The sequence below is a fragment of the Acidovorax sp. FHTAMBA genome (assembly GCF_038958875.1).
GTDB lineage: Bacteria > Pseudomonadota > Gammaproteobacteria > Burkholderiales > Burkholderiaceae_C > Acidovorax.
Genome location: NZ_CP152407.1, coordinates 4,163,823 through 4,176,980 on the forward strand (window position 1 = coordinate 4,163,823; position 13,158 = coordinate 4,176,980).

14 protein-coding genes are annotated in these 13,158 nt (G+C 63.6%); 6 read left to right on the forward strand and 8 right to left on the reverse strand.

Annotation, left to right across the window (positions count from 1 at the left end):
* Nucleotides 1–58: 58 nt before the first annotated feature.
* The gene (locus tag AAFF19_RS19425) at nucleotides 59–1,564 is read right to left on the reverse strand and encodes an AMP-binding protein (RefSeq protein WP_342720826.1); all 1,506 of its coding nucleotides are present in this window, start codon (nucleotides 1,562–1,564) and stop codon (nucleotides 59–61) included.
* Nucleotides 1,565–1,799: 235 nt separating this feature from the next.
* Here AAFF19_RS19425 and AAFF19_RS19430 point away from each other — a divergent pair, with 235 nt between their 5' ends.
* Complete coding sequence (locus tag AAFF19_RS19430; protein ID WP_342720827.1) at nucleotides 1,800–2,768, forward strand: DUF533 domain-containing protein; 969 nt, start codon at nucleotides 1,800–1,802, stop codon at nucleotides 2,766–2,768.
* 62 nt (nucleotides 2,769–2,830) lie between these two features.
* Here the strand turns inward: AAFF19_RS19430 and AAFF19_RS19435 are convergent, their stop codons facing one another.
* Nucleotides 2,831–3,802 (reverse strand): IS481 family transposase, encoded by a 972-nt coding sequence (locus AAFF19_RS19435; protein ID WP_342720828.1) that lies wholly within the window; start codon nucleotides 3,800–3,802, stop codon nucleotides 2,831–2,833.
* A gap of 330 nt (nucleotides 3,803–4,132) precedes the next feature.
* Between AAFF19_RS19435 and AAFF19_RS19440 the strand changes: the two genes are divergently transcribed.
* Nucleotides 4,133–4,561, forward strand: a complete 429-nt coding sequence (locus tag AAFF19_RS19440; protein WP_139019287.1) for a hypothetical protein — start codon at nucleotides 4,133–4,135, stop codon at nucleotides 4,559–4,561.
* 292 nt (nucleotides 4,562–4,853) lie between these two features.
* Here the strand turns inward: AAFF19_RS19440 and AAFF19_RS19445 are convergent, their stop codons facing one another.
* The 4 genes from AAFF19_RS19445 to AAFF19_RS19460 all read right to left on the reverse strand — a co-directional run bounded on the left by AAFF19_RS19445 (nucleotide 4,854) and on the right by AAFF19_RS19460 (nucleotide 7,749).
* A complete protein-coding gene (locus AAFF19_RS19445) occupies nucleotides 4,854–5,816 on the reverse strand; it encodes an IS5 family transposase (RefSeq protein WP_055393426.1) in 963 nt (320 codons plus the stop codon).
* A gap of 90 nt (nucleotides 5,817–5,906) precedes the next feature.
* Nucleotides 5,907–6,332, reverse strand: a complete 426-nt coding sequence (locus AAFF19_RS19450) for a cytochrome c (RefSeq protein ID WP_008903553.1) — start codon at nucleotides 6,330–6,332, stop codon at nucleotides 5,907–5,909.
* Nucleotides 6,333–6,430: 98 nt separating this feature from the next.
* Nucleotides 6,431–6,694: a heavy-metal-associated domain-containing protein gene (locus tag AAFF19_RS19455; RefSeq protein ID WP_008903554.1), complete on the reverse strand. Its 264-nt coding sequence runs from the start codon at nucleotides 6,692–6,694 to the stop codon at nucleotides 6,431–6,433.
* Complete coding sequence (locus tag AAFF19_RS19460; RefSeq protein WP_342720829.1) at nucleotides 6,691–7,749, reverse strand: IS481 family transposase; 1,059 nt, start codon at nucleotides 7,747–7,749, stop codon at nucleotides 6,691–6,693. The genes AAFF19_RS19455 and AAFF19_RS19460 overlap by 4 nt, the downstream gene beginning before the upstream one ends.
* Nucleotides 7,750–8,006: 257 nt before the next feature.
* Here AAFF19_RS19460 and AAFF19_RS19465 point away from each other — a divergent pair, with 257 nt between their 5' ends.
* Together AAFF19_RS19465 and AAFF19_RS19470 are read left to right on the forward strand one after the other, a co-directional pair.
* The gene (locus AAFF19_RS19465) at nucleotides 8,007–9,230 is read left to right on the forward strand and encodes an SPOR domain-containing protein (RefSeq protein WP_342720831.1); all 1,224 of its coding nucleotides are present in this window, start codon (nucleotides 8,007–8,009) and stop codon (nucleotides 9,228–9,230) included.
* 127 nt (nucleotides 9,231–9,357) lie between these two features.
* On the forward strand, nucleotides 9,358–10,113 hold the full coding sequence (locus tag AAFF19_RS19470; protein ID WP_182120414.1) for an SGNH/GDSL hydrolase family protein: 756 nt from the start codon (nucleotides 9,358–9,360) through the stop codon (nucleotides 10,111–10,113).
* Nucleotides 10,114–10,138: 25 nt separating this feature from the next.
* On the opposite strand, the gene AAFF19_RS19475 is transcribed toward AAFF19_RS19470, so the two are convergent.
* Together AAFF19_RS19475 and AAFF19_RS19480 are read right to left on the reverse strand one after the other, a co-directional pair.
* Nucleotides 10,139–10,918, reverse strand: a complete 780-nt coding sequence (locus AAFF19_RS19475; RefSeq protein WP_246331016.1) for an alpha/beta hydrolase — start codon at nucleotides 10,916–10,918, stop codon at nucleotides 10,139–10,141.
* Nucleotides 10,919–10,931: 13 nt separating this feature from the next.
* Nucleotides 10,932–11,936, reverse strand: coding sequence for a M14 family zinc carboxypeptidase (locus AAFF19_RS19480; RefSeq protein WP_182120415.1), 1,005 nt, complete (start codon nucleotides 11,934–11,936; stop codon nucleotides 10,932–10,934).
* Between the two features lie 178 nt (nucleotides 11,937–12,114).
* Here AAFF19_RS19480 and AAFF19_RS19485 point away from each other — a divergent pair, with 178 nt between their 5' ends.
* Both AAFF19_RS19485 and AAFF19_RS19490 read left to right on the forward strand, forming a co-directional pair.
* Nucleotides 12,115–12,246, forward strand: a complete 132-nt coding sequence (locus tag AAFF19_RS19485; RefSeq protein WP_008904526.1) for a hypothetical protein — start codon at nucleotides 12,115–12,117, stop codon at nucleotides 12,244–12,246.
* A 169-nt stretch (nucleotides 12,247–12,415) separates the two neighbouring features.
* Nucleotides 12,416–13,063, forward strand: coding sequence for a hemolysin III family protein (locus tag AAFF19_RS19490; RefSeq protein ID WP_342720832.1), 648 nt, complete (start codon nucleotides 12,416–12,418; stop codon nucleotides 13,061–13,063).
* Nucleotides 13,064–13,158 lie beyond the last annotated feature (95 nt).

A 13,158-nucleotide genomic window follows, 5' to 3' on the forward strand; every position in this document is an offset into this window, starting at 1 on the left:
GCCCGCATGGCGCAAGCCCTGCGGGCATTTTTTCGGGCGGGGCGTACGCCAGGGCAGCTCAGCCGAGCATCGCCCGCAATGCTGTCTTGGGGACCTTGCCGTAGCTGTTCTTGGGCAGCGACGATACAAAGCGGTACTGGCGCGGCCGCTTGAAGCGCGCAATGTGGGCAAGGCACAGCACGTCCAGTTCTTGGGCATCAACGCCTTCGGCCACCACAAAGGCCACCGGCACCTCACCCCATTGGGCGTCCTGCTGGCCCACCACGGCCACTTCGCGCACCTGGGGATGCAGCAGCAGTACTTCTTCCACCTCGCGTGGGTAGATGTTGGAGCCGCCGGAGATGATCACATCTTTGGACCGGTCCTTGAGCGTGAGAAAACCATCCGCATCCAGCGCGCCCATGTCGCCGGTGCAGAGCCAGCCGTCGCGCAGTGTCTGCGCCGTGGCCGTGGGGTTGTTCCAGTAGCCTGGCATCACGGTGTCGCCGCGCACCACCACCTCGCCGGTCTCGCCGATGGGCACGGGCCGACCCGTGGCATCGACCACGCACACCTCCACCAGCGACTGCGCCACGCCCACCGACACCATGCGTTCGACCCACCGCGGGTGATGACGGTCGGCCAGTTGCGCGCGCTGCAGGGCCGTGATGGTCATGGGGCTTTCGCCCTGGCCGTAGATCTGCACAAAGCGGTTGCCCATCACGGCCAGGGCGTTGCGCAGGTCGTCGGCGTACATGGGGCCGCCGCCATAGACGATGGTCTTGAAGCCCGAGACATCGGCGCCCGTGGCACGCACATGGTCCACCAGGCGGTGCACCATGGTGGGCGCGGCAAACAGCGTGAGCTGGCCCACCGCTGCCGCCAGCTGTACCAGCTCGGCCGGCTCGAACCCACCTGACAGCGGCACCACATGCCGCCCACCGCGCAGTACCTGGGCGTAGTTGTACAGGCCCGCGCCGTGCGACATGGGCGCGGCGTAGACCATGGCGTCGCCGGGCAGGATGTCGTCCACATCGGTGAAGTAGCAGGCCGTCATGGCCAGCAGGTTGCGGTGGGTCTGCATCACCCCCTTGGGGCGGCCGGTGGTGCCCGAGGTGTAGAACAGCGAGGCCACGTCGTGCGGCGCGCGGTCGCACACTTCGATGGGCGCATGGGCGACTGCAGTGCGGTAGGCGTCGGAGCCAAAAACCAGCACCGCGTCCTGCAGCGCACCGGCCTCGCGCACGGCGGGTGCCAGCGCTTCCGAGGTCAGCACCACACGCACACCGGAGTCGGCCAGCACGTAGGCCAGCTCCTTGGCGTGCAGCTTGTAGTTGACGGGCACCGATACGGCCCCCGCCCACAGGATGGCGTGCAACGCCTCCAGGTACTCGGGCGCATTGGCGGCGTAGATGGCCACACGGTCGCCGGGAGCCACCGCGCAGCAGCTGCGCAGATGGGCCGCCAGGCTGGCGGTGCGTGCAGCCAGTGTGCGGTAGGTCCACACCACCGTGTCACCGTGCAGTACGGCGGGCTGACCCGCGTGCAGCAGTGCACTGCGGCGCAAGAGGTGGGCAATGTTCATGGCGCCCACTGTAGGCCAGATGCGCTCCTTCCGGCCCGTGGCCCAAATCAGCGGCGAAAAATTGCCGCCCGCACGCAGCGCCCGGGCCCCTGCAGGCACAAGCCCCTACAAGCTGTGGCATTGAAACCGGCTTGCCTAGACTGCATCTGTATCCAAACACCGTCCAGGGCTGGCGCTCCCAGCGCCTGGGCTCCTTGCTTTCATTCACTCCATTGACCCTTTTCAGGCACACCCCATGACGCTGGACCAGCAAAAATCCATTCTCACCATCGCCCTCCTGGCCGCGTTTGCAGACGGCGCCAAAGATGACGCCGAACGCGAGGAAATCCGCCGCATTGCCCAGTCGCTCGCGGGCGACGCCGGCATGGCGGACCTCCCGCGCATCTATCAGGATGTGCTGCTCAAGCGCACCAGCGTGCAGGCGGCTGCACAGGCACTGAGCGAGCCCATGCACCGCCAGCTGGCCTACGAAATGGCGGTGTGCGTGTGCGACGTGGATGGCCGCCAGACCGCTGCCGAGCGCGAGTTTCTGGCCAGCCTCAAGGCCGCCCTGCAGCTGGGTGCACCGCAAACCGCAGCGTTTGATCAGGAGGCCGATGCGCTGGTGGAGGTGGCGGAAACGGCCGTGCCCATGACCCTGCCGGCAGCGGCCACAGCCCCCGCAGCAGCAACGTCGGCAGCCACCCCTTCGCAGGCGGAACTGGACAAATCCATCCTCAACTACGCCCTGCTCAACGGAGCACTGGAGCTCCTGCCGCAGTCCTGGGCGTCCATGGCCGTCATCCCCATGCAGGTGAAGATGGTGTACGGCATCGGCAAAGCCCACGGCGTGGAGCTGGACCAGGGCCACATCAAGGAGTTCATCGCCGCTGCGGGCGTGGGCATGACGTCGCAGTACCTGGAGCAGTTTGGCCGCAAGCTGCTGGGGGGCCTGCTGGGCAAGGCGGCCGGACGCGCCATCGGCGGCCTGGGCAGCGCGGCGACGGGCATGGCGTTTTCGTTTGCCACCACCTACGCGCTGGGGCAGGTGGCCAAGCGCTACTATGCCGGCGGCCGCGTGATGAGCACAGCGATGCTGCGCGACACCTTCCAGAACCTGCTGGGCCCTGCCAAACAGATGCAGTCACAGTACCTGCCGCAGATCCAGCAAAAGGCCGCCACGCTGGATGCGGCCAAGATCATGGCGATGGTGCGCGGCGGCTGATGCGTCGGAGCTTATCTATCACGCTATATTGATAATAGCTATCAGCGCTTATCCATCAAGCGCTAGATGTCGCATCCCGGACGATCATATGGTCGCTTATTAAACAGATGCGGGTGCGACTGATACCACTGTTTCATGGCCTGCATGGGCGTACTGCTCTTGAGCGCTGATTGCGGCAACTGGTGGTTGTACAGGGCCACATAGCGCAACAAGGTCTGCTCCATGTCCTCGCGGCTGTTGAACCTGTGGGTCTTCAGGACGTCTGCAATACGCCCATTGAACCGCTCCACCATACCGTTGGTTCTCGGTGTTCTGGGCTTGGTCAGCCGGTGCTCTATGCCCAGCTCCTGGCACAGTTGATCGAACTCATGGTTGCCGCTGGGTTCGCGTTCCCGGCTGGCAAACAGGCGGTCTGTGAACTCCTTGCCGTTGTCGGTCAGCAGCTTGGTGATCCTGAGTGGACAGGCCTTGTGCAATGCCTTCAGGAAGGCTTGCGCACTGGCGGCCGTCTTGTTGGTCTTGAGCTGCACAAACACCCAGCGCGTAGCCCGATCAATGGCCACGAACAGATAGCGCCTGCTGCTCTCGTCCTGCATCTGGGGCAGGTACTTCACATCCATGTGCACATAGCCAGGCTCGTAGCTCTTGAAGGCCTTGTGTGCTACCGCAGGCTCCTGGGGTTTGAGGGCGTTGAGGTTGCCCGCGCCATGGCGGCGCAGACAGCGGTCCAAGCCAGAGCGTGAGACATGGGGGCAAATGAACTCGCGCGTGACCGCCAGCAGGTCATCCAGGGGCAGCAGCAGGGTACGCCTGAGGTGGAGCACCACGGTCTCTTGCGCAGGCGTGAGCACGGTCTGCAGGTGATGGGCCGTATGCGAGCGGTCTGCAAAAACATCGCGCTTCTTCCATTTGTAAACCGTCTGCTCAGTGATCCCGAAGCGCAGGGCCAGGACGTTGGCTGGCTCGTTGCTGGCTGCGATCTCGGCACGCACGGCGGGCGTGGTGCGGGCGTTCTTGTGCAGGGCAATCAACATGGCTTTACTCCCTGGGTAGATTGCAAGGACTCTATCAACTCTTGCAGGACCGCTCTGGCCATGAAGAGAGGATAGCGTTTAGAGTCTATGCAATCGTCCGGGATGCGACAGATAGCGTTTAGAGTCTATGCAATCGTCCGGGATGCGACATCTAGTGGTGCTCACGCGTTATCTCCTGATCTGTCTGTATTCATGATACGAAGCTTCAAAGCTGACAAGAATGTAATGAGTGGGTCAGTAATTTGTCGGTATCCAAGGAGTAGATTCCACCCCGTGTTCAAAGCACTACCAGGGATGAAGTTCCTACTTTTCAGCTTACCGGAGTCGAATATGAAACTCAAATCCATTGCACTGTCTGCCATTGCCTCGGTTGTAATGGCCGCGCCGGCGCTTTCGCAGGCAGCCACTCCTGCACCTTTCGGCCACGATGATTCGAGCCAGGTCGGCTCAATCAAGCTGGCTCAACAATCCCAAAGGACAACGACTGGCAGCCAAATGCACAACAATATGCTCCATGGGGACGAGCAGAAAACGCAAGCTGAGCGCGGTGCGTCAGGCCCAACGCAAAACAGCCCACGGGCCCCAGCCGATCCCCAAGTTCACGACAAGATGCTTCACGGAGATGAGCAGCGTCCACGGTTAGCGCCGGCCGGAGAGCCGACTTATCATCAAAGCAAGACACGCCAACAAGTCATCAATGAGATGCTGAATCAAACACCTTACGAACGAGCGCGCATGAAGGAACTCTTCCAGAATTAAAATCAGGCGGATCAAAAATCCCGGAGGCATTCAACTCCGGGATTTTTTCAATGAATCTTTCGTGTTTGTCAAAATACCCGTTCAATAAAACGGCATGCGATTTTCATTTGATGATTCGAGTCTATCAATTGTTTAAGGATGTCCTGAACAACTCGGACTCGTAAGTGCTACAGGGTCGATGTTTTTCAGATGATGCAATTGCGGCCGTTTTCTCGCATCTTTGCGCCATTTTTCACGCCCTTTCGGGTCATTCGCGCTGCTTTTGCGGCCCCTTGCCTGTTTGCAGGCGCACTCATCCCTGCGCCGCCAGCAATTGGTGGCGCACCATCCACAGGTTCGATAGCGCAAACAGTGTCTTGAGCTGCAGCGTGTTCTTCTTGAGCCCACGGTAGCGCACCTTGGTATAGCCAAACTGCCGTTTGATCACCCTGAAGGGGTGCTCCACCTTGGCACGGATGCTGGCCTTGATCTTCTCCACCTGGTCGATCAGTGCGTCAATGGGGTTGTTTTCCTTGTCCAGCTCTTTGCGCTTGCCCGGGCGCATCGCCACATGCCAAGTGACATCTTTCCTGGCATCCGGGCGCTTGTGCGCGCCTTGGTAGCCAGCATCACCAAAGACGTCTTTCTCCTCACCATGGATCAAGCTGTTGCCTTCCACCACATCAGACACGTTGCCCGAGGTACCGATGACGGTGTGCACCAGACCCGAGTCTGCGTCCACGCCAATGTGGGCCTTCATGCCAAAGTGCCACTCGTTGCCCTTTTGGCTTGAGTGCATCTCTGGATCGCGCTTTTTGTCCTTGTTCTTGGTCGAGCTCGGTGCCGCGATCAAGGTGGCGTCCACGGCAGTGCCCGCCTTGAGCAGCAGGCCCTGGGCTGCCAGAAGTTCATTGACGGTGGCCAGAATCTGATCGGCCAGTTTGTGCCTTTCCAGCCGGTGGCGAAAGCGCAAGATGGTGCTCTCGTCAGGCATTCGCCCATGGGCATCAAGCCCTGCAAACTCCCGGTAGATCGGGGTGTCAAAGAAGGCTTCTTCCATCGCCAGATCCGACAAGGTGAACCACTGCTGCATGCAGTGGATGCGCAGCATGGTCTCCAGTGCAAAGGGGGGGCGACCGTTCTTGCCTTCGGGGTAATACGGGGCGATGAGATCGACCAATGCAGCCCAGGGAACCACCCGCTCCATCTGGGCCAGCAGTTCCTGCTTGCGGGTTCTTTTGATGCTCAAGTCCAGACCCAGGCTGCTTTGTTTCATGGCCGATAAGCATGCCACGGCCGGCTGACAACTACCAAACATCGGGGGAGGTTTTGCAGGATTTCCTTAAAAAAGACGGTCGACTGTCGTTCACATGCCAGACTTACGAGCTGCTTCGTTGATTTCATCGTGACGCGTTCTGACGTCTGGCGGCCACTGGGCCTTGATCCAAGAGAGCACCGCAACAATTTCGTGGTCACTAAGCACCCTGTCATAAATAGGCATCGCAGTCTTGTAGTCAGGCTGCTCGATGAGCTTGGCAAGGCCGAATTTGGTGATCGCAAACAACTGAGAATCCGGGTGATGCCACGTATGGCCGCTCGGATCGTGGGGAGGAGCTGGCAACAGGCCATCCGTACCCCGTTCACGCCAATCTGACTGCCCTTCGCCCCGCACCCCATGGCATGCCGCGCACTGCTGGGCGTAGATGCGTGCACCAAAGCTCACAACCTGCGGATCATCGGGACGCAATGTGTAGGGTTGCAGCTTGGCCGAGGGCCTGTTCACAAGCACCATGAATGTGCCTGCAGCCAGCAGTCCCGCGGACAACAGCACGCCTAAACCGACACCCAGCCTACTTGGTTTTACGGTTTCCTCTGGGCTGCCACTTCCGCTCACTGCTTGCAACAGCAACCACCGCCGCGCCCAGGCTCGAGCCGCGAGCTACCCGAGGACGTTCGAGTGGCAGGATAGCCAGCTTGGGCCAGGGTTTGGATCAGGTGATCGGCACTTGGCGCGCTTGTCTGCACGCGGGCAGTGCCGTCCTTCAGGCTCACTTCGACTGCGCTGACGCCAGCTACGCCATTCAGCGCTTCAGTGACATGTGCCACGCACATCGAACAAGTCATTCCGGAAACAGCTAAGTCAATCGTGGTCATCGTCTTCCTTCAATAGCATCGGTGGATTGAGAACCGGAAGCGCTGTGGCGCAGCCGGGGAACAAATCTAGGTACGCGGCGTGCATAGTTGTCGCATCCCGGACGATCATATGGTCGCTTGTTAAACAGATGCGGGTGCGACTGATACCACTGTTTCATGGCCTGCATGGGCGTACTGCTCTTGAGCGCTGATTGCGGCAATTGGTGGTTGTACAGGGCCACATAGCGCAACAAGGTCTGCTCCATGTCCTCGCGGCTGTTGAACCTGTGGGTCTTCAGGACGTCTGCAATACGCCCATTGAACCGCTCCACCATACCGTTGGTTCTCGGTGTTCTGGGCTTGGTCAGCCGGTGCTCTATGCCCAGCTCCTGGCACAGTTGATCGAACTCATGGTTGCCGCTGGGTTCGCGTTCCCGGCTGGCAAACAGGCGGTCTGTGAACTCCTTGCCGTTGTCGGTCAGCAGCTTGGTGATCCTGAGTGGACAGGCCTTGTGCAATGCCTTCAGGAAGGCTTGCGCACTGGCGGCCGTCTTGTTGGTCTTGAGCTGCACAAACACCCAGCGCGTAGCCCGATCAATGGCCACGAACAGATAGCGCCTGCTGCTCTCGTCCTGCATCTGGGGCAGGTACTTCACATCCATGTGCACATAGCCAGGCTCGTAGCTCTTGAAGGCCTTGTGTGCTACCGCAGGCTCCTGGGGTTTGAGGGCGTTGAGGTTGCCCGCGCCATGGCGGCGCAGACAGCGGTCCAAGCCAGAGCGTGAGACATGGGGGCAAATGAACTCGCGCGTGACCGCCAGCAGGTCATCCAGGGGCAGCAGCAGGGTACGCCTGAGGTGGAGCACCACGGTCTCTTGCGCAGGCGTGAGCACGGTCTGCAGGTGATGGGCCGTGTGCGAGCGGTCTGCAAAAACATCGCGCTTCTTCCATTTGTAGACCGTCTGCTCAGTGATCCCGAAGCGCAGGGCCAGGACGTTGGCTGGCTCGTTGCTGGCTGCGATCTCGGCACGCACGGCGGGCGTGGTGCGGGCGTTCTTGTGCAGGGCAATCAACATGGCTTTACTCCCTGGGTAGATTGCAAGGACTCTATCAACTCTTGCAGGACCGCTCTGGCCATGAAGAGGGGATAGCGTTTAGAGTCTATGCAATCGTCCGGGATGCGACAGCTAGAGGCTGTTTTTATTCAAATTTCCAACCGGTAGGCGCTGAGGTCATGGGGCCCGCGTAAAGGGTCAGAACGCACGCAGCCCCCCCTGCGTTGCACCCGCGCAAACCATGTGGCGCCGCCCCCTGCGCGTGACAGAATCCGGTCATGCTCGCCCACTCGGATCCTGTCGCCTCCATCATTCCGGCCGCGTCGCTGGATTCCCCGTCCGACAGCGCCATGACGGCGCTGACACGGCTGGCACTGGGGCCGGTGAATACCGACTACTACCTGGCTGTCTTCGAGCGCTTTGACAGCACCGGGCGCACCACCACCACCTGGAACTGGGCTGCATGCCTGGCCACCATCAACTGGATGCTGTTTCGGCAGCTCTGGAACGCAGCGCTGGTCTACGTGGCGGCGGCCGAGGGCCTGGCCCTGGTCATGTTCGGCATTGGCCGCTCGTACCTGCAGTGGCCGCCCGGCGTGGAACTCGGAGTGCTCGGCGCTTTTGCAGTACTGGCCTTTGCAGTGCCGGGTCTGTATGGCAATGCCATCCTGTATGCCGACATCCGCAAGCGGGTTGCCCGGGCACTGGCTGCTGCGCGCACCCTGCCCGAGGCCTGCGTGCTGCTGGAGCAGCAGGCAAGCTCGCGCAAGCGGCTGCGGGCGCTGGTGCTGGGTAACGTGGTGGTGCTGACCGCTGCCGCGCTGGCGTACCTGGTCTGGGCCCCATCCGGCACCCCGCCGCTGGCGCTGGAGCCCGATGTCACTGTGGCGCAGGCCACGGCGGCAGCGGCTTCGGCACCTCCACCCGCCAACGAAGTGCCTTCGCTGGCCGAGCCCGCCACACCGGACCCCGGTTCAGCGACCCCGCCCACACCACCAGCGCTGCCCGATACGCAGGTCCAGCCGGCTGATGCCGCCCCTGCCGCAGTGCCTTCCCCGGCTGCAGCGTCTGTGGATTCCACCCCTGCGCCGTCCGCGCCGGTGGCTGCGGCCACACCCCAGCCCGCGCCCAAGGCATCGTCCCCCGCAGGCCCGGCGCGCCGCGTGGCCCCGGCCGCAAACCCGAAGGCCGCCGGGGCACCCGCGTCTGCGGCGGCCTCGGCCACTCCTGCCGAGTCACCCACCGCCACGCCGCTGGCGGCTGTGGGCACGGCGGCGGGCTACTACATCAATGTCGGGCTTTTTGCCGACGAGGCCAATGCCCGCAAGGCCCAGGCCAGGCTGCTCAACGAGGGGCTGCCCGCCTTTCGCCAGGAGCTCAACAGCGCCAAAGGCCGGCGCATCCGCGTGCGGGTGGGGCCTTACGACACCCGGGCGGCTGCTGATGATGCCGCCAGCGCGATCCGGGCCATGGCCCTGGAAGCCGTGGTGTTCAAGCAGTAGCACGGCTATCGACGGGCCCGCCATGGCGGTGCCCCCGTCCTACGCGGTGCTTTGCAGGCCACCGACGCCACGTGCCGTGCCCTGCAGGTAGGCTGGACGAGGTTCAGATCTTGCGCAGCCCACCAGCATGAAAAATCGCCCCCACAGCACCCGCCCCGCACCCTCCCGACGCCTGGTCGCCGTGGCAGCACTTGCCACCGGCGCCCTGCTGCTCACCGCCTGCGCACCCTGGCGCATCTGGACGGCCGCCGACCTGGCCCGCGAGGCCGAACCCTACACGGCGCAGCCGGCGCAACCCGTGCGGCGGATTCTGGTGGTGGGCGACAGCACCGCCGTAGGCACGGGGGCCGACGCCCCGCTGGACAGCCTGCCCGGGCGCATCGGCCAGGACCACCCGCAGTGGCACATCGACAACCTGGCCGCCAACGGCGCCCGCTACGCCGATGTGGCCGCCCAGCTGGAGCGGGCACCTGCGGGATATGACCTGGTGCTGGTGCTGGCGGGTGGCAACGACGTGATCCGCCTGACAGCGCTCGACTCCCTGCGATCACAGATCGACCAGGTGGTGGGCCTTGCACAGCAAAAGGGCCGGCAGGTGGTGCTGATGCCGTGCGGCAACGTGGGAAATGCGCCGTTTTTCGTGCCACCGGTTTCTTGGCTGATGTCGCACCGCTCCGAGGAACTGCACGCCCTTGTCAGCGACATTGCCGCCAGGCGCGAGGTGCGTTATGTGCGCCTGCTCAAGCCGCGCAGCGAAGACCCGTTTGTGGTGAACCACAAGGCCCTGAACGCGGCTGACGGGCTGCACCCCAGCAGCGCTGGCTACCAGGAGTGGTACCGCGAACTCGTGACACAGGGTGGGCTTGCAGGCCTGGGTGAATGAGCCGGAGCAGCCTGGTTGCGCCCCTTCACGCTGCCACGCCCTCTGCCCATGAACGCACCTGCCGGATGACCCACGGCGCATCATCCAGTGGCAGATCATGGCCGGCAAACGGGTGCAGGCGAAGCGGCACGCCCCAGGCCTGCGCTATGGCCTGCGAGCATTGGCTGGACACCAGCCTGTCGTTCTGGCTGGCCAGCAGCAAGATGTGCGATACCCCCGACACCGCGGGCAGCGGCGCCGCCACAGGCGCCCTGTACCGCGCCGCAGCCAGCAGCTGGCGCAAGGCATTGGGCGCGGATACGGGGCGCTGCCTGCGCACGGCCACCCAGTCCCGCACCACGGATGCATGCGCCGCCGCGCAGTTGCTGGTCATCCGCAGCACGGTCTGTTCGATGGCCTCGGGGCTGGCCCCCGGCAGCACGCAGCGCAACACCGGCAGATAGCTGGCGGGCCGCAGCCTTTGGTAGAACGGGCTGAAGGGCCGCAGGCTGGTGTTGATCAATACGCACCCGGCCAGCTCCCCGGGTGCCACCCGCGCCCACTCGGTCGCCACCATGGCGCCCAGCGACATGGCCAGCACCCGAAACGGCGGCCGCAAACCGTGCGCAGCGAGCTGCGCCCGGCAAGCCTCGACCATGCCCCGCACTGTTGCGGGCGACACCGCACGGTGCAGCAGACCATTGCCAGGAAGGTCGGGCGCCACCACGCGGGCGCCCGGCAGGGCGTTTTCAAATGCGCTGACAAAATCCCCCCAGTGCGCCGCCTCGCGAGTAAGGCCCCTGAGCAGGATCCATGGTGGGTGCATGGTGAACACCTCTTCAGTACCACGCCGCCAGGGCATCGGCACGGCGCTGCGCCCGCTGCTCCGGGGGCGGCACCCAAAGTTCGTGGCTGCAGGCTGCGCGGGCCAGAAAATCCAGCAGTGACAGATGGCGCCGAAGCACCCGCTGCTGGCGGTGGTTGATGAGCGGATTGAAAATGCCGTTGCGCGAGAACAGCTGGCGCGGGTTTTTCTTGACCCACAGCCATGAGCCCATCTCCAGGGTGAGTGGCAGGAACGTGTGCGCCGGCACCGTCTGGCAGGCCTGCAGATAGAGGTGGTCCCACAGGTCGCCGTGCGCAAGGTACTGCGCGCTCTGCGGTTCAAAGACATACTGGTGGTGGCTGTGGGCTTGCAGATAGATCTCTTGCAGCGCGTGCAGCTCCGCCAGGTGCGGTATGGGTTTGCGGGTGTGCGCATACGGGAACCACAGGCGGTCCTTCACCCCAAAGCCGGAGTGGCAGTCCAGCGCAATGCTGAACGGCCGTGGCAGCAGCTGCTCTTGCACCACCTCACACAGCGCCTGGCTTTCCTCCTCCATCGGCTCGCCCTGGCGCCCGCGGTACCAGGGCAGCCTGTCGCTCAGCCGCTGCCCGCCGATGCCCGGCGGCACCGGGTCCACGGCGTCTACCGGCGCGTTGCGCATCAGGTCCACCCCGCGCGGGTTGGCGCGCGTGGCGGCCCACATTCCGCCCGGGTTCACGATGGGCATGAACACCAGCCGCACCTGTTCGAGCTGCTGGTGCAGGGTGGTGTCCCACTGCAACCGCATCACCACGTTCTGCAGGTAGGCGATGACCACCTCGGCCCCGATGCGCTCCAGGCCATGGACTCCGCCAAAAAAGCCCACGGCAGGCGCATCGGGCGCGGGGTTTCCGACCCCGATCGCGTACACGGGAAAGCGCTGCCCCGATGCCAGCGACACGGTACGAACCACCTGCACATCCAGACGGGCGCCGCCCTGCTCGATGATTTTCTCCAGGGCCAGGAGCTCGGCAAGCATGGTGGGGTGTCGGGTGAAGGCGAGTGAGGGGCCAGGGCGTAGCGCCTCGCGAGGATAGTCCGCGAACAGATGTCCCGCCAGCCTCTTGGCGCAAGTGTGTGGATTCCGCGAACGACGCGAAACCGTCACACAACGGCGCTACCTTGCGGGCAGTCACACCCTTTGAAAGAGGCGCACCATGCTCTGGAAATTGCTCGGGTTGCAGCGGCTGCTGGATGAGCTGTTCGATGAACGGAGCTGGTTGAGCTTTGACCTGCCCCACCCCCATGACTGGACCTGCGACGATGCCCCGCCCGCCGCGCAGGATTGAGCTCGTCCGCCGGCTCATCGCGCTCTACACGCTGGCGTGCGCCGCAGCCGCGGGCCTGGTGGAGCTGGTGGCGCTGCAGCGCTCGCGCCACCAGCTGCGGCGTGGACGGCAACAGCACACTGCTCACCACTGAGCTTGCCCCCCTCGCACCCATTCGGGATGGCTGGACATGCACGACCACGCACCCGACACGCGCGAAGAAATCGCCAACAGCTGCAGCCACGGCATCGCACTATTGGCGGCCTGCCTGGCCACACCCAAGTTGCTGGAATCCGCTCTGCGCGCGGGGGAGCGGGCCTACGCCGGTGCATTGGCCTTTACCGTGACGATGCTGCTGCTCTATGGCGCATCCACCGCCTACCATGCGATGCCGCCGGGCGAGACCAAGCAACGGCTGCTGAAGCTGGACCAGTCAGCCATCTACCTTTTCATTGCAGGCAGCTACACGCCCTTTGCACTCAGCCAGCCGCCATCGGCACGAACCATGTGGATCCTGGCGCTCGTGTGGGCCGCAGCCGCTGTCGGATTTGTGACAAAGGCCTTGGCGCGCACCACATCCGCACTGTGGTCCACAGGTCTGTACGTCGCCATGGGCTGGCTGGTGCTGATCGCCGCTCTGCCATTGATCGCGCCCATGCCCGCTCTGGGCACCGCGTGGCTGCTGATTGGCGGTGCCGCGTATACGGTCGGCGTGGTTTTCTATGCACTGGACTCTGCGGTCCCCTACGCGCATGCGGTGTGGCATGGGTGTGTGGCCGCAGGCACTGCATGCCATGTGTTCGCCGTGTTGAGCGTGATGGCTGCAACGGCAGCGTGATGCTTCGCAGCCGCCTTGCGGTTCGGCGAGCCGGGCTGCCCTTTATGTCCACGCCCCACCTTCTCCTTCCACGCTGCAGAGCATGCATTGGCCTG

Bases quoted from the DNA above. Each gene is read 5' to 3' on its own strand.
- AAFF19_RS19460 (WP_342720829.1), bottom strand. From the start codon at position 7,749: ATGTTGATTGCCCTGCACAAGAACGCCCGCACCACGCCCGCCGTGCGT.
- AAFF19_RS19490 (WP_342720832.1), top strand. From the start codon at position 12,416: ATGCACGACCACGCACCCGACACGCGCGAAGAAATCGCCAACAGCTGC.
- AAFF19_RS19435 (WP_342720828.1), bottom strand. From the start codon at position 3,802: ATGTTGATTGCCCTGCACAAGAACGCCCGCACCACGCCCGCCGTGCGT.
- AAFF19_RS19485 (WP_008904526.1), top strand. From the start codon at position 12,115: ATGCTCTGGAAATTGCTCGGGTTGCAGCGGCTGCTGGATGAGCTGTTC.
- AAFF19_RS19475 (WP_246331016.1), bottom strand. From the start codon at position 10,918: ATGCACCCACCATGGATCCTGCTCAGGGGCCTTACTCGCGAGGCGGCG.
- AAFF19_RS19430 (WP_342720827.1), top strand. From the start codon at position 1,800: ATGACGCTGGACCAGCAAAAATCCATTCTCACCATCGCCCTCCTGGCC.
- AAFF19_RS19480 (WP_182120415.1), bottom strand. From the start codon at position 11,936: ATGCTTGCCGAGCTCCTGGCCCTGGAGAAAATCATCGAGCAGGGCGGC.
- AAFF19_RS19425 (WP_342720826.1), bottom strand. From the start codon at position 1,564: ATGAACATTGCCCACCTCTTGCGCCGCAGTGCACTGCTGCACGCGGGT.
- AAFF19_RS19455 (WP_008903554.1), bottom strand. From the start codon at position 6,694: ATGACCACGATTGACTTAGCTGTTTCCGGAATGACTTGTTCGATGTGC.
- AAFF19_RS19470 (WP_182120414.1), top strand. From the start codon at position 9,358: ATGAAAAATCGCCCCCACAGCACCCGCCCCGCACCCTCCCGACGCCTG.
- AAFF19_RS19440 (WP_139019287.1), top strand. From the start codon at position 4,133: ATGAAACTCAAATCCATTGCACTGTCTGCCATTGCCTCGGTTGTAATG.
- AAFF19_RS19465 (WP_342720831.1), top strand. From the start codon at position 8,007: ATGCTCGCCCACTCGGATCCTGTCGCCTCCATCATTCCGGCCGCGTCG.
- AAFF19_RS19445 (WP_055393426.1), bottom strand. From the start codon at position 5,816: ATGAAACAAAGCAGCCTGGGTCTGGACTTGAGCATCAAAAGAACCCGC.
- AAFF19_RS19450 (WP_008903553.1), bottom strand. From the start codon at position 6,332: ATGGTGCTTGTGAACAGGCCCTCGGCCAAGCTGCAACCCTACACATTG.